Raw genomic sequence first — 23132 nt, 5'->3', positions numbered from 1 at the left:
GGATCGGTCCAGCCAGGCGATTTACTTGATGCGCTGACCCGGCTTGGCGCCGCTGTCCGGGCTCAACAGGTAGATCTCTTCACCGCCAGGGCCTGCCGCCATGACCATGCCTTCGGAGATCCCGAAGCGCATTTTGCGTGGCTTGAGGTTGGCGATCATCATCGTCAGGCGGCCTTCAAGCTTGGCCGGGTCCGGGTAGGCGCTCTTGATGCCGGAGAACACGTTGCGTTGCTCGTCACCGATGTCCAGGGTCAGGCGCAGCAGTTTGTCGGCACCTTCCACGGCTTCGGCCTTGAGGATCAGGGCAACACGCAGGTCGACGGCGGCAAACGCATCGAACTCGATCTCGGCCGAGAGCGGGTCCTTGGCCAGTTCGCCGTTGCCTTGGGGGGCAGCAGCGCCGGTGTCGGTCTGGCTGGCGGCCAGGTCTTCCTTGGAGGCGTCGGTCATGGCTTGCACTTTTAGCGGGTCGATGCGGGTCATCAGCGGCTTGAACTCGTTCAACTGATGGTTGCTGAGCAGGGTCGCGTGGTCGTTCCAGGTCAGCGGCGCGACGTTGAGGAACGCCTCGGCGTCGGCAGCGAGCAGCGGCAACACCGGCTTGAGGAAGATCACCAACTGGCGGAACAGGTTGACACCCAGGGCGCAGATCGCCTGGACTTCGTCGTGCTTGCCTTCCTGTTTGTTCAGCGACCACGGCGCCTTGTCGGCGATCCAGGCGTTGGCACGGTCGGCCAGGCCCATGATTTCACGCATGGCGCGGGCAAAGTCGCGGGCCTCATAGGCATCGCAGATGCTTGGCGCAGCGGCCAGGAACGCTTCGGTCAGTTCCGGCGCGGCATTGCCCGCCACTAGTACGCCAGCATTACCCTTCTGGATGAAACCTGCGCAACGGCTGGCGATGTTGACGACTTTGCCCACCAGGTCGGAGTTGACCTTCTGCACGAAGTCTTCGAGGTTCAGGTCCAGGTCGTCGACGCCACGGCCCAGCTTGGCCGCGTAGTAGTAACGCAGGTATTCCGGCGACAGGTGATCCAGGTAGGTCCGGGCCTTGATGAACGTGCCACGGGACTTGGACATCTTCTGGCCGTTGACGGTCAGGTAGCCGTGGACGTTGATGCCGGTCGGCTTGCGGTAGCCCGCGCCTTCAAGCATGGCTGGCCAGAACAGGGCGTGGAAGTTGACGATGTCCTTGCCGATGAAATGGTACAGCTCGGTCGTCGAGTCCTTGGCCCAGAACGCATCGAAGTCCAGTTCGGGACGGCGTGCGCAGAGGTTCTTGAAGCTCGCCATGTAACCGATGGGCGCGTCCAGCCAGACGTAGAAGTACTTGCCGGGTTCGTCCGGGATCTCGAAACCGAAGTATGGCGCATCGCGGGAGATGTCCCACTGTTGCAGGCCCACATCCAGCCATTCGGCGATCTTGTTCGCGACGGCGTCCTGCAGGGTGCCGCTGCGGGTCCATTCTTGCAGCATGAGCTGGAAGTCCGGCAGCTTGAAGAAGAAGTGCTGGGAATCCTTGAGCACCGGGGTGGCGCCAGAGATTGCCGACTTCGGATCCTTCAGGTCTGTCGGAGCGTAGGTCGCGCCGCATTTTTCGCAGTTGTCGCCGTACTGGTCTTCGGTGCCGCATTTCGGGCAGGTGCCCTTGATGAAGCGGTCGGCCAGGAACATTTTCTTTTCCGGGTCGAAGTATTGCGTGATCGAGCGCGTGGCAATGTGCCCGGCGTCGCGCAGCTTGCGGTAGATATGGCCCGACAGCTCACGGTTTTCATCAGCGTGAGTGGAGTGAAAGTTGTCGAAGTCGACCAGGAACTCGGCAAAGTCGGCGCTGTGTTCCGCCTGGACGTTGGCGATCAGTTGCTCCGGGGTGATGCCTTCTTTTTCTGCGCGCAGCATGATGGCCGAACCGTGGGCGTCGTCCGCGCAGACATAAATGCATTGATTGCCGCGATGTTTCTGGAAACGCACCCACATATCGGTCTGGATGTATTCCAGCATATGGCCGAGGTGAATCGAACCATTGGCATAGGGCAGGGCGCTGGTGACGAGGATCTTGCGTGGCTCGGACATGGGGCTCGGCTACTTGATGAAACGGAGGTCGGCCACTATAAAGCGCTGGCGCATATTTTTCACCCCGTGAGCCTGCATCCCAATGCGGCGACTGCAAAAAAATGTGGCGAGGGAGCTTGCTCCCGCTGGGTGGCGAAGCCGCCCCAAACCTGGCGATGCCGATCTGCCAGGCAAACCGAATCAGTCCAATTGCGACTGCTTCGCAGCCGAGCGGGAGCAAGCTCCCTCGCCACAAATGTGTGTCCGGCGTAGGATACCCGCCTGATTTTCCTGTCTTGTTATCGGAGTTGCCCATGAGCGCCGTCAATCGCGCAGCGGTGGAAGCCGTCCTTCGCCAGTACACCGACCCTTACCTGAACCAGGATCCGATCAGCGCCGGGTGCCTGCGCAACATCGACATTCAGGGTGATCGCGTCAGCGTTCAGCTGGAAATCGGCTACGCCGCCGGTTTGTTCAAGAGTGGCTGGGCGCAGATGCTGCAAATGGCCATTGAAGGCCTGGACGGTGTGACGTCGGCCAAGGTCGACATCACCACCGTGATTGCCGCGCACAAGGCTCAGGCGCAGATCCCAGGCCTGGCCAACGTCAAGAACGTGGTCGCCGTGGCGTCTGGCAAGGGAGGCGTGGGCAAATCCACCACGGCTGCCAACCTTGCGTTGGCACTGGCCCGTGAAGGCGCCAAGGTGGGGATTCTCGACGCGGACATCTACGGTCCGAGCCAGGGCATCATGTTCGGTATTGCCGAAGGCACACGGCCGAAGGTCAAGGATCAGAAATGGTTTGTGCCGATCGAGTCCCATGGTGTTGAAGTGATGTCGATGGCGTTCCTGACCGATGACAACACACCTATGGTCTGGCGCGGTCCGATGGTATCCGGCGCGTTGCTGCAACTGGTGACGCAGACAGCCTGGGGCGACCTGGACTACCTGGTCATCGACATGCCGCCAGGCACCGGTGATATCCAGCTGACGCTGGCGCAGAAAGTTCCGGTGGCCGGGGCTGTGATCGTGACCACGCCGCAGGATCTGGCGCTGCTGGATGCGCGCAAAGGCGTGGAGATGTTCCGCAAGGTCAATATCCCGGTGCTCGGTGTCGTGGAAAACATGGCCGTGCACATCTGCTCCAACTGCGGGCATGCCGAGCATCTGTTCGGTGAGGGCGGCGGGGTGAAGCTGGCCAGCCAATACGGGGTCGAGCTGCTGGCGTCGTTGCCGCTGTCGATGGTCATCCGTGAGCAGGCCGATGGCGGCAAGCCAACAGTGATCGCAGAACCCGATAGTCAGATCGCGATGGTTTACCAGGAACTGGCCCGTCACGTGGGCGCGCGGATTGTCTTGCAGGAAGCGGTCGCGCCATCCATGCCGAACATCACCGTCAGCGACGATTGATTCGCTGAAGAAATACGATCCAATGTGGGAGCGGGCTTGCTCGCGAAAGCGGTGTGTCATTCAACAGATAAGTTGACTGAACTGACGCTTTCGCGAGCAAGCCCGCTCCCACAGTTGTTTTGCGGTGGTCTTAAATGCGCAACCCGCCATCCATTTCCAGGATCCGGCCGGTGTAATAGTCGTTCTCGAAAATGTACGCCGCCGAATGGGCGATTTCTTCAGGCTTGCCCATGCGCTTGAGCGGAATGCCTGCGGTCATTTTTTCCAGCGCTTCGGGCTTCATGCCCAAGGTCATTTCGGTTTCGATGAAGCCCGGCGCGATACCTGCCACACGGATGCCGTAGCGCGCCAGTTCCTTGGCCCAGGTCACGGTGGCCGCCGCGACGCCAGCCTTGGCGGCGGAGTAGTTGGTCTGGCCAACGTTGCCGGCGCGGGAGATCGAGGAAATGTTGATGATCGCGCCGCTGTTTTTAAGCTCGACCATCTTCGCCGCCACTTCACGGGTGCACAGGAACACGCCGGTCAGGTTGACGTCGATCACGGCCTGCCATTGGGCCAGACTCATCTTGGTCATTTCGCCGTCCTTGACCTTGAGCAGCAGGCCATCACGCAGAATCCCGGCGTTGTTGATCAAGCCATGGATTGCACCGAAATCTTCGGCGACCTGGGCGACCATGTGGGTCACCTGTTCTTCATTGGCCACGTTGCACAGGTAGGCGCGGGCCTCGACGCCCTTGGCCTTGCACGCGGCGACCGTGTCGTCGAGCTTTTCCTGGTTCAGGTCGACCAGCGCCAGCTTCGCGCCTAAGCCTGCGAAATACTCGGCCATCGAACGGCCTAAACCCTGGCAACCGCCGGTGATAATGATTACTTTGTCAGTGAGTTGCATTCGCATGCCCCAATAGCAGGTCTGAGTGGTGTCCTTTTTAGAGAGCCTCTCGATCTGCGCCTGACGTGGCCTGGCTGCACATGAGAACTGCCCCGATGGCGTACTGGAACTTTCACCCAGGCGCCTGTCCGTTTTTTCAACGGATTCTATATAAGGAGTCATAAATTGAGCGTTCAAGCTGCCAAGCATGCCCGAGAATTACTGCTCAAGGAATACCGTGGCGTGCTGTCGACGCACTCCAAGGCCATGCCGGGTTTCCCGTTCGGTTCGGTGGTTCCTTATTGCCTGGACGAGCAGGGCCGGCCGCTGATCCTCATCAGCCGCATCGCCCAGCACACCCACAACCTGCAAAAAGACCCCAAATGTTCGCTGCTGGTGGGGGAGCGCGAAGCTGAAGATGTGCAAGCTGTCGGTCGCCTGACCTACCTGGCCGAGGCGGCTAGAATCGACGACGAAGCGGCGATCGAAGCCGCCGCCGAACGCTACTATCGCTTTTTCCCGGACTCGCAGAACTACCACAAGGCTCACGACTTTGACTTCTGGGTGCTGGAGCCGGTGCGTCATCGCTACATCGGCGGCTTCGGTGCGATTCACTGGGTCGACAAGGTCACCCTGGCCAACCCGTTTGCAGGCAAGGCCGAAGTGAACATGGTCGAACACATGAATGCCGATCACGCCAAGGCCATCGCCCATTACGTGGAACTGGCCGGTTTGCCGAAAACCGTCCCGGCGCAGTTGGTGGGTATCGACAGCGAAGGCATGCACCTGCGCATTGGTCAGGGGCTGTACTGGCTGCCGTTCCCGCAGGTTTGTAATACGCCGACACAAGTGCGCGAAGCCTTGGTTTTACTGGCTCACGCCGAGCATTGGCCGAAAAATGAAGCGGCCGACGCTTGAAATCACGAAACGGCGACGTCATCTAAGGTGAACTGGCAAGGCATTCTTGCGTTGAGGAACCATTTGATGCGCCCTTTTTTGTTGCTCTTTCTGCTGTTTCCGCTGCTAGAGCTGTATGCATTCGTCAAGGTCAGTGCGGCCATCGGGTTTTTCCCGGCGCTGCTGCTGATCATTCTCAGCACGGTGTTCGGTGTGTTCGTGCTGCGTGTTGCCGGCCTGGCCACCGCATTGCGCGCCCGTGAAAGCCTGAGCCGTGGTGAGTTGCCGGCCCAAACCATGATTGAAGGGCTGATGCTGGCGTTGGCCGGTGGCCTGCTGCTCTTGCCGGGCTTTATCAGCAGCGTGATCGGTTTGATTCTGCTGTTGCCGCTCTCGCGTCGGCTGCTGGCCAACAAAATGCGCCAGCGCGCCGAAGACCAGGCGATCCGCCAGCGGGCGTTTGCCGACGACTTTCAACCACGTGGCGGCCAGACCTCGGGTCAACCCCTGGGGCGCGAGCCCAACGTGATCGAAGGCGAGTTCGAGCACCGCGACTCCAAGTAACCCCTTCATCGACACGGCACCTTCGGGTGCCGTGTTCGTTTCTGCTGCCCTGGATGCAAAAAAAATCACGGTAGCGCCCTTGTAATAAGCTTATGCGCCCTTATGTAACGGTCACCGCAAGGTTTCTGGTGAAGATCACCAGACAGACTTCCGCGTCTCGCTTGACGAGCCGCAACCGGCAACGCCGGAACTTAACCCGCCGGGATTACACCGGCCGCTGAAAACCGCAAATTAGGAGAGATCGACAATGAAGCTTCGTCCTCTGCATGACCGCGTCGTCATCCGTCGCAGCGAAGAAGAAAAGAAAACCGCTGGCGGTATCGTTCTGCCAGGTTCGGCTGCTGAAAAAGCCAACAGCGGCGAGATCCTCGCTGTCGGTACCGGCCGCGTGCTGGACAACGGTGAAGTGCGTGCGCTGGCCGTGAAAGTGGGTGACAAGGTTGTGTTCGGCCCGTACTCCGGCAGCAACACTGTGAAAGTTGACGGCGAAGACCTGCTGGTAATGGCTGAGAACGAGATTCTCGCTGTTATCGAAGGCTGATCCGCACTCAATTTCCCGCGACTACAAAGTATTTAAGGAATATCGATCATGGCTGCTAAAGAAGTTAAATTCGGCGATTCCGCCCGTAAGAAAATGCTCGCCGGTGTCAACGTCCTGGCTGATGCAGTAAAAGCGACCCTGGGCCCTAAAGGCCGTAACGTGATCATCGAGAAGAGCTTCGGCGCTCCGACCATCACCAAGGACGGCGTGTCTGTTGCCAAAGAAATCGAGCTGAAAGACCGCTTCGAAAACATGGGCGCGCAACTGGTCAAAGACGTTGCTTCCCGTGCCAACGATGACGCAGGCGACGGCACCACCACCGCTACCGTTCTGGCTCAGTCGATCGTCAACGAAGGCCTGAAAGCCGTCGCTGCCGGCATGAACCCGATGGACCTCAAGCGCGGTATCGACAAAGCGACCATCGCGATCGTCAAAGAGCTCAAAGCCCTGTCCAAGCCTTGCGCTGACACCAAGGCCATCGCTCAGGTCGGCACCATCTCGGCCAACTCCGACAACTCCATCGGCGACATCATTGCCGAAGCCATGGAAAAAGTCGGTAAAGAAGGCGTGATCACCGTTGAAGAAGGCTCGGGCCTGGAAAACGAACTGTCGGTTGTTGAAGGCATGCAGTTCGACCGTGGCTACCTGTCCCCGTACTTCGTCAACAAGCCAGAGACCATGACTGCCGAGCTGGACGGTCCGCTGATCCTGCTGGTCGACAAAAAGATCTCGAACATCCGCGAAATGCTGCCAGTACTGGAAGCCGTTGCCAAAGCTGGCCGTCCACTGCTGATCGTGGCCGAAGACGTTGAAGGCGAAGCCCTGGCGACTCTGGTTGTGAACAACATGCGTGGCATCGTTAAAGTTGCAGCCGTCAAGGCTCCAGGCTTCGGCGACCGTCGCAAGGCCATGCTGCAGGACATCGCTGTTCTGACTGGCGGTACCGTAATCTCCGAAGAGATCGGCCTGAGCCTGGAAAGCACTACCCTGGAACACCTGGGTAATGCCAAGCGCGTGATCCTGTCCAAAGAAAACACCACCGTGATCGACGGTGCCGGCGTTGAGGCTGACATCCAGGCTCGCGTGCTGCAGATCCGTCAGCAAGTGGCTGACACTTCGTCCGACTACGACCGTGAAAAACTGCAAGAGCGCCTGGCCAAGCTGTCCGGCGGCGTTGCAGTGATCAAGGTTGGCGCTGGTTCCGAAGTTGAAATGAAAGAGAAGAAAGCCCGCGTTGAAGACGCCCTGCACGCAACCCGTGCAGCCGTTGAAGAAGGCGTGGTACCTGGCGGCGGCGTGGCACTGGTTCGCGCTCTGCAGGCTATCTCCGAACTCAAAGGCGACAACGCCGACCAGGACGTTGGTATCCAGTTGCTGCGTCGCGCTGTTGAAGCGCCACTGCGCCAGATCGTTGCCAACTCCGGCGACGAGCCAAGCGTGGTTGTCGACAAGGTCAAGCAGGGTTCGGGTAACTACGGTTACAACGCTGCTACCGGCGAATACGGCGACATGATCGAAATGGGTATCCTGGACCCGGCTAAAGTGACTCGTTCGGCTCTTCAGGCAGCGGCTTCCATCGCCAGCCTGATGATCACCACCGAAGCCATGATCGCCGAGATCAAGGAAGACGCTCCAGCTGGCGGCGGTATGCCAGACATGGGCGGTATGGGCGGCATGGGCGGCATGATGTAAGCCAGCCTTACCCCTATAAAAAACCCCGCCTGTGTTAAGCAGGCGGGGTTTTTTATTGCCCGGTATTTAACCCGGTCGGGTGGTTGTATCGGTCATAGGTGAGAGCAAGCCTGCTCCCACATTAGATCTGTGTTTCAAACGCTGACAGGTGTTGCCTTGGCCGCCGGGCGATACAGGATGAAGTAGTACGAGCCCAGGCAAATCAGCCAGCAGAAAATCGCCGTCCACACGTTGTGCGAGAAAAAGTGCGCCCCCTGGATCATCCGGCTGACGGAGAAAATCGACCCCAGGGTGAAGGCAAGCACCAGGGCTTGACGGGCCAGTCGCGGGCGCCGGTCACGCAGTACGAAGAACAGCGCGAACAGCGTAAAACCGGTTGCCGCATGGCCACCGGGCCAGCAACGGCCGGGTTTGTCGGTGGCCGGGCGCGGGCTCAGCAGTTCGCTGTAGGTTTCCTTGCCGCCGAACTCCTTCAGGCTCCAGGGGCACTGCACGGCGGTCACGGCTTTGACCGGCGTGACAAACGACGTCGCCAGCCCCAGCGACAACACCAGGCAACCCAATTCGCGTTTGAACGGCTTGAGCCGCGCCATCAGGAAACTGGCGATGAACCCCAGGATGGCGAACACCGAAAAGGCGATCACCACCTGTTTGGCGCGGTCGTGCAGGATGTTTTCCAGAAAATAGCTGTGCTTGCCGATGAAGCCGCCAGCGGCGGGGTCGTAAAACAGCTTCGCGAGGCTCATGTCCAGCGACGTCAGTTCAAGGGCAAGCAGGGCGGCGGCCGCAACAGCAGGGATGCCCAGGCACAGCCAGGGATTCAGGGGGCGCGAGGCGGGGCGGGTAACGGGAGATGACATCATGGATCCTGAACATTCAAAAAGCGCCCCGGCTCATCCATCCGGGGCGTTTTCGGTTAACGAGTGCTGATCTGTTCGGCACCCTCCTTGGGTGCTTTCCAGCCAAGCAGCTGTTGTTTGAAGCCATAACTGGCAGTTTGGTAATACGTGATGGCGCGGGCAATCAACGGGTCGTTGGCGCTGGCTTGGGATTCGCGGCTGTCGGTCAGTGCCTGGTCATGTCGGCGCAGGCCCTGGCGAGGGCTGAGAATGGCCAGGTCCGTACCGTCGAACAGGCCCAGGTGCTGATAGTTACCGACTACGACACGCGGCGGCAGCGGGTTGTCCTGCAACAGGTTGCGGCCGAAGAATGTCGACTGATAGTCCTGGTTGAGCAAGCCGAGCAGGGTTGGCGCCAGATCGATCTGGCTGGCCAGTTGCGCGGTTTCGCGAGCCGCAATCAGCTTGGGTGCGTAGACGAACAGCGGGATCTGGTAGTTGCTGATCGGCAAGTCTTCCTTGCCCGCGCTGCCTGCCGTGTGGTCGGCGACGAAGACGAAAATCGTGTTGTCGAACCAGGGTTTCTGGCGCGCCTCGTTGAGGAACTGGCCGATGGCGTAGTCGGTGTACTTCACCGCGCCGTCACGGCCGCTGCCCGATTTGATGTCGATCCGGCCGTCAGGGAAAGTGTAGGGGCGGTGGTTGGACGTGGTCATCAGTTGCAGCAGAAACGGTTGTTGTTTCGCGTAGTCGGCGTCGGCCAGCTTCAGGGTTTGCCGGTACAGGTCTTCGTCGGCCATGCCCCACGCGTTCTTGAAGTGGATATCGGCTTCGTCGACGCTGCTCTGGTCGACCACCCGGTAGCCGTTGCCGCTGAAGAACGCGTTCATGTTGTCGAAGTAGCCGCGCCCGCCATACACGAAGACGCTGTCGTAGCCCACGGCCGTGAGTTGCTGGCCGAGGCTGGCAAAGCCGCTTTCGCGTCCGACCCGTTTGACGATCGAGCGCCCCGGTGTGGGTGGAATGGCCAGGGTGATCGCTTCCAGGCCCCGGTCGGTACGGGTGCCGGTGGCGTAGAAGTTATTGAAGTACAGGCTCTGCGAGCGCAAGGCATCCAGGTTTGGCGTCAGGTTGCGCGGGTTACCGTTGCTGCCCATGTACTTGGCGCTGAAGCTCTCGAGGGTCACCAGCACGATGTTGGGCTTGCGCGTGGCGCCGGGGTTGTCGATTTGCCGACGGATATCCAGCGGGTCCTGGCCAATGAACCGGGCATTGGGCTCGCTCAGTTCGGCGCGCATCTGTTGCGCCACTTCGGTGGGCGACAGGCTGCTGTAGAACTGGGTGTAGTCCAGTTCGTTGTTACGGAAAGCGGCGAAGAACTGGTAAGGACCGTTGCTCGCCAGTTCATTCTGGTAGGCATTGCCGCCCTGGGCGCGCGGGGCATCCTGGCTGAGCAGTTGCAGGGTCAGGCCACTGAGCAGCAACAAACCGAGTGCACTGGACAGGCGCCCACGCAAGGCTGGAAGCGGCGCATCCAGTGCGGCATTGAACGGTTTGCGCAAGGTCAGGCAAAGGACCACTGCCAGCACGGCGAGGATGCTCAGCAACGTGCCGATGGGGTAGGACTCGAGCACGTTGTTCAGCACTTCATCGGAATAAACCAGATAGTCCACCGCGATAAAGTTGAAGCGCACACCGAATTCGTCCCAGAACAACCATTCCGCAACGGCGGTAAACAACATGGCGAACACGCTGACGCCGAGCAGCCCTTGCAGAAACCAGCGATGGCCGCGTCGACGCCACAGGGCGGGCGGGCACAGCAACAGGTAGAGGCCCAGTGGTAGCGCGGCGTAAGCGAGGAAACCCAGGTCGTACAAAAGGCCGATGCCGAACACGGGCAGCCAACCGCTGCCGGTTTCATCAAGGTGGGTGAGGAGCAATACACTACGGGTCAGCAGGAAGATCGCCAGCCAGAGGCCGGTGACAAGCACCAGAAATCGCATGGGTGCTGTCTTGAAAAAGTCCATTGGAAACACTCCTTATAATCAATGGCGCGCGAGTGTGCGGCTGACACTGTAGTCAGGTTGTGAATCGCTAGTGAAAACTTTGTTAAGGCTGAGTGAACGCTCTTTGGGTCCTCGTACACCCGACGCACACAACCCTAGCCGTGAGCCACGCTTGGCCTTAAGCTGCGCGGGCCAAGACGGCCGTTACTGTGTACGGAGAGAGTGCCGATGCGAATTCTATTGGTTGAAGACAACCGCGATATCCTGGCCAACCTGGCCGATTACCTGGGACTCAAGGGTTACACCGTGGATTGCGCGCAGGACGGTTTGTCGGGCCTGCACCTGGCGGCCACCGAGCACTACGACCTGATCGTGCTCGACATCATGTTGCCCGGCATCGACGGCTACACCCTGTGCAAACGCCTGCGCGAAGATGCCCGGCGTGATACCCCGGTGATCATGCTCACCGCCCGCGACCAGCTGGATGACCGACTCCAGGGGTTCAAGTCGGGTGCCGACGATTACCTGATCAAACCGTTTGCGCTGTCCGAACTGGCGGCGCGGATCGAGGCGGTCATGCGCCGTGCCCAAGGCGGCGGACGTCGGGCCTTGCAGGTCGGCGACCTGAATTACGACCTCGATACCCTGGAAGTCGTGCGCGAAGGGCGCCTGCTCAAACTCAACCCGGTCGGCCTTAAACTGCTGGCGGTGTTGATGCAGAAAAGCCCGCACGTGCTGCGTCGCGAAATTCTAGAAGAGGCCCTGTGGGGCGATGACTGCCCGGACAGTGACAGCCTGCGCAGCCATGTTCACCAACTGCGCCAGGTGATCGACAAACCGTTCGCCAAACCGCTGCTGCACACCGTGCATGGCGTGGGCTATCGCTTGGCCGAGGGTCGGGATGGAGTTTAAGCAGAGCCTTGCCCAGCGGATCATCATCGCCTTTGCGTTGATGAGCGCGCTGGTGGCAGGGGCGTTCGCCATGGGGATTGTGGCGACCGTGCACCTGGTTGAAGAAAAACTGATCTCCGCAGGCCTAGGCGGCGATTTGCAACGTTTGCTGTTGATGGACAGCATGGCTGACTGGAGTCACCGCCCCGAGCCCGACCAGTTGTTTTACTTCAGCGGTGGCCCCGGCGACTTCGATCTGCCCAAGGACCTGCGCAACCTGGATGCGGGGTTTCACGAAGTCTTTCGCGAACAGCTGTCGTATCACGCCATTGTGGAAATCGTCGACGGGCGGCGCTACGTCCTGCTGCAAGACCAGAGTGATTTCGAGGAGCGTGAGCGGGTGCTGTTTGCCGTGGTGCTGGTGGGGTTTGTCCTCAGCCTGGCGTTGGCGGTTTTTCTGGGCTGGATACTGGCGCGCAAGGTGATGGCGCCGGTGGTACGGCTGGCCCGGCAAGTGCGTCATCGCGATCAGTTGCTGGGGCTGGCGCCGCCGCTCGCGCCGGACTACGCGGCCGATGAAGTGGGTGAACTGGCAGTGGCGTTCGACGCCACCCTGGGACGCCTGCGCCAGGCGTTGACCCGCGAGCGGTTGTTCACCAGTGACGTCAGTCACGAATTGCGCACGCCGTTGATGGTGCTGGCCAGCTCTTGCGAGTTGTTGCTGGAAAACCCCGGTATCGACCAGCGCGGTCGGGCACAGGTCGAGCGTATTGCCCGGGCGTGCGAAGAAATGCGCGAACTGGTGCAAACCTTCCTCATGTTGGCGCGGGCTCAGCGCGAAGACGCGAGCATGTCGCCTCAGCAGACCCTGCAACAAGTCGCCGAGGAGTTGCTCGGCCTGTGGCGCGAGCCGATCCAGAGCAAGGGGCTGGCACTGACGTATGAGCCTGACCATCCGCTGGACACCCGCTACAACGCGACGTTGCTGCACGCGGTCATGGGCAACCTGCTGCGCAATGCCCTGCATTACACCGACAGCGGGTTCATCCGTTTGACCCTTCAGCCTCGCGGGTTTGTGGTCGAAGACAGCGGCGTGGGCATCCCCGAGGAAAAACGCGAAGCGATGTTCGAGCCGTTCGTGCGTGGCAGCGAGAATCGCGGTGAAGGCCTGGGGTTGGGGTTGTCACTGGTTCAGCGCATTTGCGAGAACCAGGGCTGGACCGTCAGCCTCAGCACCATGGAGCCCAACGGTTGTCGTTTCCAGGTCGAGTTGCATTCCTCAAAACCCTGAGGGCGGCGGTGCCCTGTGCCCGGTGCCAACGTCACGGGGGCTGGCCACCGACCGTCCTTTCGTCATGTAAAAGCTTGAAATAGTTGAGGATTGGACGGGACGAAGTTTTCACAAAGGGATGACCTGACGCCGACATCCAGCTGCCTAAGGTGGCCATCATCAGCCCCAGGTGTCCTTGATGATGGCCACCCCGATCAAACTTCCCTTCTCCAACAAGTACGACCAGCAGCATGCGCAGGAGTACTTGCTCAAGCATCAGGACGGCCTTGCCCGCAAGTTGTCCCACAAGCGTGACGAGCAACTGGCCAGGGGCGCTTTGGCCCTGGCGGGAGAGCCTGGGCTGGTACTTGATCTGCCTTGCGGCGCCGGCCGCTTCTGGCCGCTGCTGGCGGAAAAACCGAACCGCGTGATTATCGGCGCAGACAATTCGGCCGCCATGCTCGAGATCGCCTCCCTGGCCCAACCGGCCGACGTGGTGAAACGGGTACAACCCTTGCAGACCTCAGCATTTGCCATCGACTTGCCGGATAACGCAGTCGACAGCATTTTTTGCATGCGCCTGCTCCATCACATTGGCGACCCGGCTCATCGGTTGGCCATCTTGCAGGAATTTCAACGGGTTACCCGCGACAGCGTGATTGTTTCGCTGTGGGTCGACGGCAATTTCAAGGCCTGGAAACGTAAACGACTGGAGCGCAAACGCCAGTTGGGCGAAGAACAGGGCAGTTACCAAAATCGCTTTGTGTTACCAGCTGCTACGATTGAAGACGAATTCAGGCAGGCGGGGTTTCGCATTCAGGAGCATCTGAACTTTATTCCGCTTTATGCCATGTGGCGGGTTTACGTACTGCGCAAGAGGTAAACGGATGGCAGTCGATTATGTATCGGACACGGAAGTCACTTCGCAACAACGCTTCGACTATTTCTGGCGCCAGCAGGGCGAGTGGGTTGAAGCCCCCAACCAGCGTCGGGGCGGGGAGAGCGGAGTACAGCGACTCACCAGCAGCAACGGGCGGTTGCTCTACGCCAAACGGCAGACCGGGCATACTTATCGCAGTTGGCTGTACCCCTTTGGTCGCCCGACTGTGTTGCGCGAGCGTGAGGCACTCGAGGGCCTGCGTTTGCACGATGTGCGGGTCCCGGAGGTGGTTTTTTGCGGGGCCCACCGTGAGGCCGGGCAGCCGTGGCGCGCAATGCTGGTGACGGCCGAGCTGGAAGGTTTCATTGAAATCGATCAGTGGTACGCCGCCGATGGCCTGGAGCGCTACGGTGAAGTGGTGCATGACCGATTACTGCGCGAGTTGGCACTGACCCTGGCCCGTATGCACCGGGGCCGCTGGCAGCACGGCTGCCTGTACCTCAAGCATATTTTCGTGCGGGTGAGTGGTGTGGGCGATACAGCAGCGGTGGAGGTCGCCCTGCTGGACCTGGAGAAGTCCCGACGGCGCTTGACCCGGGCCCGAGCGGCGTCCCACGACATGAAACAATTGCGCCGCCATTCGTCGTGGAGTGCAGCGAACTGGGCCAGGCTCGTCTACTTTTATGAGACGGCGTTTGGCAGCGCTATCAAAGGTTTATAGCGATGAAATTAGAAATTGCACGAGGAGTGTTCTTGCTAGGAGCCTTGGCAGTTGCATCTTTGGCAGTGGCGGCCTGGGAGCAGCCTAAAACCCAGTTCCTCAGTTCTGCTCACAACGGAGCGCATTGCCCTTTGCCACGGGTTGCCAAGGTTTCGGAGGCGACCAAACCCGATCAAGATTTGTTGTTGTTCATGTTCGGCCTTTCTCAAGGCATGAAGCCTCAGAGCTGATATCCCACTCGACACGTCCCTATGAAAGGCCTCGCACTGCGAGGCCTTTTGGTGTGGCACGGCCACCGATGACGGCCTCAGGTTTTATCGGGCCTGGCCAGCACGGTGTAGACACACGGCAACACGAACAACGTGAACAGGGTGCCAATCGACATGCCGGTGGCGATCACCGTACCGATGTCGAAGCGGCTGACGGCACCGGCCCCCGTGGCGATGATCAACGGCACCATGCCGAACACCATGGCAGCGGTGGTCATCAATACCGGCCGCAGACGAATGGCGGCCGCTTCCTCCACCGCCTCCCGCGCGCTCAGCCCTTTGTCCTTGCGCAACTGGTTGGCGAACTCGACGATCAGGATCCCGTGCTTGCTGATGAGCCCGATCAAGGTCACCAGGCCGACCTGGGTGTAGATGTTCATGCTCGACCAACCCAGGAACAACGGGATCAAGGCACCGCAGATCGACAGTGGCACGGTCACCAGAATCACCAGCGGGTCGCGGAAGCTTTCAAACTGCGCCGCCAGTACCAGAAAAATGATGGCCAATGCCAGGGCAAAGGTCACCCACAGCGCGCTGCCTTCCTGAAAGAACTGCCGCGCCGCGCCTGCATAGTCGAAGGCGTAGCCTGGCGGGGCTTCCTCATTGGCGATCTGGCGCACGGTGTCCAGGGCTTCGCCCATGCTGACCAGTGGCACGCCCGAGACAATGGCCGAATTGAGCTGCTGGAACTGATTCAGCTGTCGCGGTCGGGCCCGGTCGGTGACGGTGATCAGCGTTGACAGGGGTAACAGCTCAGCCTTGGCGTTTTTCACGTAGTAATTGTTCAACCACTCGGGATTGTCCCGATAGGCCCGCTCCACTTGGGCGATGACTTTGTAGCTACGACCCTCGATAGTGAAACGATTGATTTCGGCTTCGCCCAGCAGGGTCGCCAGCGTGGTGCCCAGGTCCTGCATCGAAACGCCCATCTGCGCAGCCTTGGCGCGGTCGATGTCGACCACCACCTCGGGTTTGTCGAATGCCAGGTCAATGTCGAGAAAGGCGAACTTGCCGGATTCAAGCGCTCGTTTTTTTACCCTGTCCGCGATTTTCAGCAAGGGTTCGTAGTCATTGGCGGTGTTGATGACGAACTGAAACGGCAGCCCTTCACCGGTCCCCGGCAGGGAGGGCAGGTTGAAACCGAATATTTGCAGCCCGCTGATGCGCGACAGCTTGCCCTGAACCTCGGGCAGGATCTGCATTTGGGTACGGCTGCGCTCGTTCCACGGCTTGAGCAGGAAACCGCCGATCCCCGATTGAACGCCATTGAACCCATTGATCTGGAAGGACGAGTAGTACTCGGGAAACTCCTTGAAAATCGTGACGAACTCATCGGTATAGGTGTTGAGGTAATTGAGGTTCGTGGGCTGCGGTGCGTTGGCCATCATGAAAATGATGCCCTGGTCCTCGTCTGGCGCCAGTTCCGATTTGGTGAATTTGAGCAGCACTGGAATCAGGCACAACACGATCACCGCGAACACCATCACCACCGGCCGGGTGTTGAGCGTGCCATGCAGCATGCGTTGGTAGCGTAGTTTGAGGCCTTCGAAGATCTGGTCGAGTCGATGGGCCAGGCCGCTCGGGTTTTCGTCATGGCGCAAGAGCAGGGCGCACATCATGGGCGACAGGGTCAGGGCGACGATCCCTGAGATCACCACGGCGCCGGCCAGGGTCAGTGCAAACTCCTTGAACAGTGCACCGGTCAGCCCCGTCAGAAAGCCGATGGGCGCGTAGACTGCCGCCAGGGTGATGGTCATCGAGACCACCGGCATGGCGATTTCCCGTGCGCCTTCGAGGGCGGCGTCCAGCGGGGTCTTACCTTCCTCGATGTGCCGGTGGATGTTCTCCACCACGACGATGGCATCGTCCACTACCAGGCCGATCGCCAGCACCATGGCCAGCAGCGTCAGCAGGTTGATCGAATAGCCCATCAGTTGCATGAAGAACATCACGCCGATCATCGACAGCGGAATGGTGACCACCGGAATCACCACCGAACGCAGTGCCCCCAGGAACAGGAACACCACGACGATCACGATCAGCACCGCTTCGAAAAGGGTTTTCACCACTTCGTTGATCGATGCCTGAATGAACAGCGTGGCGTCATAGGCAATTTCGGCCTTGAGGTTGGGCGGTAGCTGGGATTCCAGCTCCGGCATGAGCTTGCGCACTTCCTTGATCACGTCCAGCGGGTTGGCCCCCGGCGTGGCCTTGATGCCGATGTACACCGACGGCGTGCCGCCGAATGAACTGACTGAGTCGTAGTTTTCCGCACCCATTTCGACCCGTGCCACGTCACTGAGCAGCACCCGGCTATCGCCCTCGGTTTTCAACGGGATGGCGGCGAAGGCTTCGGCGGATTTGAGTTCGGTGTTGGCGTTGATACTGGTGACGACATACTCGCCTTTGACCTCGCCGGCCGCGGACAGGAAGTTGTACTGGCGCACGGCGGTGGTGACGTCGCTGGCGCTGAGGCCGTAACCGGCCAGTTTCACTGGGTCGAGCCACAGGCGCATGGCGAATATCTGGTTGCCGAGAATCTCGGCTTCGGCCATGCCGGGCAGGGTGGCCAGTTTGGGCTGGATCACCCGTGACAGGTAATCGGTGATCTGCGGGTTGCTCAGTTCCTTGCTGAAGAAACTGATGTACATCAGCGCCGAGGCGTCGGCCGCTTCCTTGCTCAGCACCGGGTCTTCGGCGTCTTGCGGCAGCTTGTTCTTGACCTCGTTGGCCTTGGCCAGCAATTCGGTGAATAGCCGGTCGCTGTTGGAACCGATGCGGGCATAGATCGAAATCACCGAGAAGTTCTGGCGGCTGACCGAGGTCATGTAGTCGATGCCCTCGGCACTCGCCAGGCTTTGCTGCATCGGTTGGGTGATGTAGCCCTGGATGGTTTCGGCGTTGGCTCCGGGGTAAGCGGTGGTCACCGTGATCAGTGCGTTTTCCATCTGCGGGTATTGGCGCAGCGGCAGTTTGCTCCAGGCCTGGAAGCCCAGCAGCACAATCAACAGGCTCACCACTGTGGCGAGCACCGGGCGGCGGATGAACGGATCGGTAAAAGCCATGGAGGTTCCTTGATCAGTTCGCGTGTGGCGGGCTCGCCTGTTCAGTGGGCAGAGTCTTGTCGGCGCTGATGGCGATATGTGCGCCGTTGTCCAGTTTGATCTGGCCGCCGCTGACCACCTGCTCGCCGTTTTGCAGGCCTTTGGTAATCAGCACCAGCCCTTCGCGGCGTTCGCCGGTTTCTATGAAACGCCGTTCTGCAATCAGGATCGGCTGGCCCTTGTCGTCTTTTTCGACGCTGCCGTCCGCCGCTTTTTTCTCGGCCACCACGTACAGCGAGTTGCCGTAGAGGGTGTAGGTGATGGCGCTTTCCGGCACGACGATTTTTGGCTGCGGGTTCGGCAGCAGCACCTGAAGGTCGGCGAACATGCCCGGCAGCAACTTGCCGTCAGGGTTGGCCAGGGTGGCGCGGACCAGTACGTTGCGGGTGCTGTTTTCGACTTTAGGGTTGATGGCGCTGATGGTGCCGGGGAAGTCCTGGGCCGGATAGGCCGCCACGCTGACATGCACCCTTTGGCCCAGGGCAATCTTTGGCACCGCTTGTTCGGGGACGTAGAAGTCCACGTAGAGGCTGCTCAGGTCTTGCAGGGTGGCGATCACCGTGCCGCTGGGCAGAAAGTCGCCGACGTCGACCTGACGAATGCCGATGGTGCCGCTGAACGGCGCAACGATATGCTTCTTCGCCAGTGCAGCCTTGAGCTGATTGACCGTGGCCTTGTTTTTGGCGAGCTGCGCCGTGAGGCGGTCGAACTCGCCTTTGGAGATCGCCTGGCTGCCGACCAGTTGGCTGCCGCGACCGTAATCCAGTTGGGCCAGGCCGAGGTCCGCCTGGGCGGTTTCGAGCAGGGCGCTTTCGACGGCGCTGTCGAGTTGCACGATGGGCTGGCCGGCCGTGACCTTCTGCCCGGACTCGAACTGCACGTCCTTGACTGTACCGGCGATCTCCAGGCTCAGGTTCACCCCTTGCAGCGCCTTGAGCGTGCCGACCGTGGGCAGGCGGGCTTGCCACGGGCGTTCGGTGGCAGTGACCACGGCGACGCTGATCGGTGGTTTCGGCACGGCGAAGGTCTGGACCATCTTGTAGATGGAGAAGGCTTTGTAGCCTCCCAGCATCAGGATGATCAACAGGACAACACCCAACATGATCAGCATGCGGCGGCGCAGCATATTCCACATCCTTGGAGATGAACCGGAAAAAACTGGCGAGTCAGGCGCAAACAGTACTCCGAGTGCGCCGGTGATTCCAGATTGCTGTTGGCCGCGAAATGGCCTCTTTGCCGCCGCCGACAAAGAGGCTGGCGCTTATATCAAATGCAGATGGTTGTCCCAGAGCCCTGCGGGTAGATCGAGGGGCTTTGCAACAAGGGGTGTCTGACGACAATCGTAGAAGCGGCAGCGGCCCTGGCCGGAAGTGACGACGAAACCGTCAGCCACCGCGCCGACTCCGGCGCAGTCCGGCAACGGCGCATCGAGACGCAGTGCGCCGCTGTCCAGGTCCCAGATGAAAAAGCGGTTGCCGCGCGGTGCCGTGAGGGCCACCAGGCGCAGGTCGCTGTGCACCGCGACGCTTGCGGTGTAGTGCCCCATCGCCTGCAATTGCTGCTCGGCAACCGGGAACGCCACGAAGGGCTGGCCGGGACGCTTGATCGCCAACAGCTCGGACGACTCATGAGCGGCGCCCATGAATTGTTGACCGGTGACGATCGTGCCGTCGCTGGCAATGCCCATGTGCCGCACGCTGTTCATCTGTTGGGCCAGGGTTTCCTTGCTCAGCAGGGTGCCGTCACGTTGCATCAGCACCAGGCTCGGTTCCATGGCATCGAGGTTCATTTCGACCCGGCTTTCGGCCTCGGTGCGAATGCCGCCGTTGGCCACCACCAGGGTTTCACCGTCGGGCATCCACGACACTTGATGCGGGCCGATGCCGTGGGTGGATATCTCGCCGCTGTGCACCAGCCGCTCGCCTTCGAACCGGTACACCCCGAGCAGGCCGCGACCGGGGGCGGTGGTGTCGTTTTCGGTGGCGTACAGCCACTCGCCACTGTGATGAATCACCGCGTGGCCGTAGAAGTGCCGACCGGGTTGCGATACCACGGTTTGCAGCAGCGTGCCGTCGCGCAGGTCGATCAGGTAACTTTCGGTGCCGGGACGCCGGGCAACAAACAAGGCTATCGGCAGCGTCGGGTGGTTGATGATGTCGTGGCAGCGCAGGCCGACCTGGGTGGTGAACACCGCCGTGCCGTCCAGCCGATAGCCGACGGCGTAGTGCTTGCCGTCGCTGTCGTCGCGGGCCGAGAGCAGCAAGGGGCCGTGGTCCTTTTGCTTGAACAGCTTCCAGCCGCCCAGCGTCAGGGCCCCCAGCAACAAGCTGCCCACTGTCAAAACCTGGCGTCGCAGCATGGCGCTACCTCTCATCAGTCACCGTCGTTGGCGTTGAAGCCCAGTTGGATGCCCAGCGCCTTGGCCAGTTCGCCTTCGTGCAGGCGATGGACGACGTTGAGGCTGTCGTAGAGGTCGTTGAGCTGCTGGCGGCCGGCATCGTCGGCGAGCATCTCGGTGAGCGAGCGCTGGCTGCTGGCGAACAGTTTCAGGGACGCGGTGTAAGCGGCGTCGATTTTGTCGGCCAGGGCTTTCTGCTCGGCCGGCAACAACCCGCGCAGGCCTTTGTTGTCGACGCCGGCCCATACGGTCTGAGCGGCGGCCAGGCTGGCTTCCAGGCTTTGCAGCGAGGATTGGCTACGCCAGGCGTCGGCCTGGAACGGCTGTGGAATGCCCTTGGTCTGGCGACCCATCGGCGTGCCGAGTTTTTTCTTCAGGGTGTCCAGTGCGGTCACTTGAGCACGCAGCAGATCGGCGATGGCCTCGTGGGAATCGGCGTAACGCTGGTTCGGGAACTTGGTCATCTGGGCGAGCATGCCGTCGGTGCTGTTCCAGCTGGCCAGGATCTCTTCGGCGAGCTGCTTCTGACGTTCGCCGATGGCGCTCAGCAGAGGGCAGTAACGGGCCTTTTGCGCGGCGTCGGCCACGTTGGCCTTGTTGTCGAACAAAATGTATTCGTAGGCCGAGAGGCCCTGGACGACGACACTGGATTTGGCCAGTGCGGCGGCGTCAATCTGCGGCTGCGCGTTGACCAGTTGCTCGACCTGACGGCCGACCAGGTTTTTCTTGTCCGGCCAGAACTGCACCTGCCAGGAGCGGTTGCCCTCGGCCAGCGGACCGACCAGCAGCGGTTGCAACTCGGCCCAGGCTTTTTGTGCGTGGAGGAAGTCGGCGCGAGCGGTTTGCAGGTCCGACTTGCCTTCGCAGTAGGCCAGCGCACTCACGGCCAACTGGCGGTCGGCGTCGACCCAGCGGCTGTAGGTCGGCAGGATCACTTGCTTGGCGATGGCTGCCGAAGTGACGGCTTGTGGGTCCTGGGGTGAGCAGGCACCCAGGGCGAGTGCGGCAAGGCTGGTGAACAACAACTTGGGACGAAACATGTCGGGATCCCTTTTCTTTTTTAGGGTGAAAGCTTTGGGGTAAAGCCTAATTTCAACGCTGGTGTTCGGCGTTAAAGAGAGTTCAGAAAGGCCAGCAGCGCAGCGCGCTGCTCGGCGTTAAACGCTAAAACCTGTTGCTGCGCAGCCGTAGCTTCACCCCCGTGCCAGAGCACGGCTTCGAGCAGGTTGCGGGCGCGGCCGTCATGCAAAAACTGGGTGTGACCGCTGACCGTCTGCGTCAGGCCGATGCCCCACAACGGCGGTGTGCGCCAGTCGCGGCCGGAAGCCTTGAATTCGGTACGGTTATCGGCCAGGCCGTCGCCCATGTCATGCAGCAGCAGATCGCTGTAGGGGCGAATCACTTGATTGGCCAGTTCAGGTTCTGCGGCATTGGCGGTGGTGGTGAATTTGGGGGTGTGGCATGACTGGCAACCGGCCTGATAGAACAGGTTTTTGCCGGCCAGTACTTGCGGCGCACCGACATCGCGGCGCGCGGGGACAGCGAGGTTACGGGTGTAGAAATGCACCAGCCGCAGAATGTTGTCGCTGACTTCCGGTTCGCCCTGTGGGCCATCGCCGTTGGGAGCCTGCTTGCAGGCGGTCTGGGCATCGGTGCAATCATCGAGGTGTCTCAGGCTGGTCGTGAGGCCCATATCACCAGAAAACGCGTGAACATTTTGTTGATTGAGATTCGGTTGCCCGGCTTTCCAGCCAAAACGGCCCAGCACCGTTTTTTGTTGGGCGTCATCCCACACGTGGTTCGGCCGCCCGGCAATGCCGTTTCCGGCTTTTTGCTGTTGCTCGGCGTTGGCCAGAATGTCGGCATCGGAAATCGCTTCGAGCAATCCGAGGCCGATCATTGGCGGGGCAACGCGCGCGGAAAAACGCGTGTCCGGGTGCAGGGGGCCGTAGCCGAGTTGGGTGATCAGCAATTTGGGTTTGCGCAGTTCAACGACGGTGCCGTCCTTGAACCGCACCGGGACCGGATCGTAGTCGACGCGCACCTTGCCCTCCGGAGCGACGCCCGGTATCGACATGTCCTGGAACTGTCCGCCATAGACGGGTTCGGGCACGACACCGAGCTGTTCGATGACCTTGGCATAGGCCGGATCGTCAGGGATCGACAGTCGCACCAGCATGGACACCGCGTTGTCGGAACTGGCGGTTGGCGGGTGGCCGCGACCGTCCTTGATGTGGCAGCCCTGGCAGGCATTGGCATTGAACAGTGGGCCGAGGCCATCGCGGGCGGTGGTGGTCGACGGCGCAATCACCCAGGGGCTGCGAAAGAAACTGTTGCCGACGCTGAAGTCCAGGCGCCGGGTGGGCGACAGGTTGGCCGAGGGCAGGGAGAACGCGTTCTGATCGGTCTTGCGCACTGTTGTGGCGCCACCGGAGCGGGCCTCGCCGGGTTCGGCCTGGGTAAAACGCGGGGCGTCATCGCAGGCACTCAAGCCAAGGGCCAGCAACAGAGCGGACAAGCGAAGAGGCAGCGAGGGCATCAGACTTCCTGCAAGGCGAGCAAAACAAGGGCGCAAAGTCTAACAGGGCAAGGGAAATTGAATAAGAGGAATTATCGTTTGCTTGATGTGGGTCAGCTTATCTGCCGAGCGAGTCACAGTCATCGCACTGCCCTGTGGGATGGATACCAGGCAAATGAAAAAGGCGACCCGAAGGCCGCCTTTCTGTTCAGC

At 60.6% G+C, this 23132-nt stretch carries 19 protein-coding genes; 10 read left to right on the top strand and 9 right to left on the bottom strand.

Going from position 1 to position 23132, the window contains the following annotated elements:
* Positions 1 to 21: 21 nt before the first annotated feature.
* A complete protein-coding gene (metG, locus tag AC1Z1G_RS20965) occupies positions 22 to 2073 on the bottom strand; it encodes a methionine--tRNA ligase (protein WP_483622288.1) in 2052 nt (683 codons plus the stop codon).
* Between the two features lie 293 nt (positions 2074 to 2366).
* Between metG and apbC the strand changes: the two genes are divergently transcribed.
* Positions 2367 to 3461, top strand: coding sequence for an iron-sulfur cluster carrier protein ApbC (gene apbC, locus AC1Z1G_RS20960; protein WP_483622287.1), 1095 nt, complete (start codon positions 2367 to 2369; stop codon positions 3459 to 3461).
* 130 nt (positions 3462 to 3591) lie between these two features.
* On the opposite strand, the gene AC1Z1G_RS20955 is transcribed toward apbC, so the two are convergent.
* Positions 3592 to 4350 carry an SDR family oxidoreductase gene (locus AC1Z1G_RS20955; RefSeq protein ID WP_483622286.1) on the bottom strand — a complete coding sequence of 253 codons (759 nt, stop codon included), beginning with the start codon at positions 4348 to 4350 and terminating at the stop codon, positions 3592 to 3594.
* A gap of 165 nt (positions 4351 to 4515) precedes the next feature.
* Between AC1Z1G_RS20955 and AC1Z1G_RS20950 the strand changes: the two genes are divergently transcribed.
* From AC1Z1G_RS20950 to groL, 4 genes are all read left to right on the top strand, one after another.
* Entirely contained in the window at positions 4516 to 5247 is a 732-nt protein-coding gene (locus tag AC1Z1G_RS20950; protein ID WP_483622285.1) for a HugZ family pyridoxamine 5'-phosphate oxidase, read from the top strand.
* Positions 5248 to 5313: 66 nt separating this feature from the next.
* Positions 5314 to 5790 (top strand): FxsA family protein, encoded by a 477-nt coding sequence (locus AC1Z1G_RS20945; RefSeq protein ID WP_483622284.1) that lies wholly within the window; start codon positions 5314 to 5316, stop codon positions 5788 to 5790.
* 247 nt (positions 5791 to 6037) lie between these two features.
* The gene (locus tag AC1Z1G_RS20940) at positions 6038 to 6331 is read left to right on the top strand and encodes a co-chaperone GroES (protein WP_019827816.1); all 294 of its coding nucleotides are present in this window, start codon (positions 6038 to 6040) and stop codon (positions 6329 to 6331) included.
* Between the two features lie 48 nt (positions 6332 to 6379).
* Entirely contained in the window at positions 6380 to 8023 is a 1644-nt protein-coding gene (gene groL / locus AC1Z1G_RS20935) for a chaperonin GroEL (RefSeq protein WP_483622283.1), read from the top strand.
* Between the two features lie 134 nt (positions 8024 to 8157).
* Here the strand turns inward: groL and AC1Z1G_RS20930 are convergent, their stop codons facing one another.
* Together AC1Z1G_RS20930 and AC1Z1G_RS20925 are read right to left on the bottom strand one after the other, a co-directional pair.
* Positions 8158 to 8883, bottom strand: coding sequence for a phosphatase PAP2 family protein (locus AC1Z1G_RS20930; protein ID WP_483622282.1), 726 nt, complete (start codon positions 8881 to 8883; stop codon positions 8158 to 8160).
* A gap of 56 nt (positions 8884 to 8939) precedes the next feature.
* Positions 8940 to 10889 carry an LTA synthase family protein gene (locus tag AC1Z1G_RS20925; protein ID WP_483622281.1) on the bottom strand — a complete coding sequence of 650 codons (1950 nt, stop codon included), beginning with the start codon at positions 10887 to 10889 and terminating at the stop codon, positions 8940 to 8942.
* Positions 10890 to 11096: 207 nt separating this feature from the next.
* On the opposite strand from AC1Z1G_RS20925, the gene colR reads away from it, so the two are divergent.
* The 5 genes from colR to AC1Z1G_RS20900 all read left to right on the top strand — a co-directional run bounded on the left by colR (position 11097) and on the right by AC1Z1G_RS20900 (position 14860).
* The gene (gene colR / locus AC1Z1G_RS20920) at positions 11097 to 11780 is read left to right on the top strand and encodes a two-component system response regulator ColR (RefSeq protein ID WP_347901738.1); all 684 of its coding nucleotides are present in this window, start codon (positions 11097 to 11099) and stop codon (positions 11778 to 11780) included.
* Positions 11770 to 13050: a sensor histidine kinase gene (locus tag AC1Z1G_RS20915; RefSeq protein ID WP_483622280.1), complete on the top strand. Its 1281-nt coding sequence runs from the start codon at positions 11770 to 11772 to the stop codon at positions 13048 to 13050. The genes colR and AC1Z1G_RS20915 overlap by 11 nt, the downstream gene beginning before the upstream one ends.
* 181 nt (positions 13051 to 13231) lie before the next feature.
* Positions 13232 to 13912, top strand: coding sequence for a class I SAM-dependent methyltransferase (locus AC1Z1G_RS20910; protein WP_483627938.1), 681 nt, complete (start codon positions 13232 to 13234; stop codon positions 13910 to 13912).
* A gap of 4 nt (positions 13913 to 13916) precedes the next feature.
* Entirely contained in the window at positions 13917 to 14630 is a 714-nt protein-coding gene (locus AC1Z1G_RS20905) for a lipopolysaccharide kinase InaA family protein (protein ID WP_483622279.1), read from the top strand.
* Between the two features lie 2 nt (positions 14631 to 14632).
* On the top strand, positions 14633 to 14860 hold the full coding sequence (locus tag AC1Z1G_RS20900; RefSeq protein ID WP_483622278.1) for a hypothetical protein: 228 nt from the start codon (positions 14633 to 14635) through the stop codon (positions 14858 to 14860).
* Between the two features lie 77 nt (positions 14861 to 14937).
* Here the strand turns inward: AC1Z1G_RS20900 and AC1Z1G_RS20895 are convergent, their stop codons facing one another.
* The 5 genes from AC1Z1G_RS20895 to AC1Z1G_RS20875 form a co-directional block, all read right to left on the bottom strand.
* The gene (locus AC1Z1G_RS20895) at positions 14938 to 17964 is read right to left on the bottom strand and encodes a multidrug efflux RND transporter permease subunit (RefSeq protein WP_483622277.1); all 3027 of its coding nucleotides are present in this window, start codon (positions 17962 to 17964) and stop codon (positions 14938 to 14940) included.
* 13 nt (positions 17965 to 17977) lie between these two features.
* Entirely contained in the window at positions 17978 to 19129 is a 1152-nt protein-coding gene (locus tag AC1Z1G_RS20890) for an efflux RND transporter periplasmic adaptor subunit (RefSeq protein WP_483622276.1), read from the bottom strand.
* Between the two features lie 135 nt (positions 19130 to 19264).
* Positions 19265 to 20362, bottom strand: coding sequence for a DUF1513 domain-containing protein (locus AC1Z1G_RS20885; RefSeq protein ID WP_483622275.1), 1098 nt, complete (start codon positions 20360 to 20362; stop codon positions 19265 to 19267).
* Positions 20363 to 20376: 14 nt separating this feature from the next.
* Entirely contained in the window at positions 20377 to 21441 is a 1065-nt protein-coding gene (locus AC1Z1G_RS20880; protein WP_483622274.1) for an imelysin family protein, read from the bottom strand.
* Positions 21442 to 21512: 71 nt separating this feature from the next.
* Positions 21513 to 22940 (bottom strand): di-heme oxidoreductase family protein, encoded by a 1428-nt coding sequence (locus AC1Z1G_RS20875; RefSeq protein WP_483622273.1) that lies wholly within the window; start codon positions 22938 to 22940, stop codon positions 21513 to 21515.
* Positions 22941 to 23132 lie beyond the last annotated feature (192 nt).

The sequence above is a fragment of the Pseudomonas sp. JL27(2026) genome, from assembly GCF_056933555.1.
The sequence above is the reverse complement of the archived record's forward strand: the minus strand, read 5'-3'. Positions and strand labels throughout refer to the sequence as shown.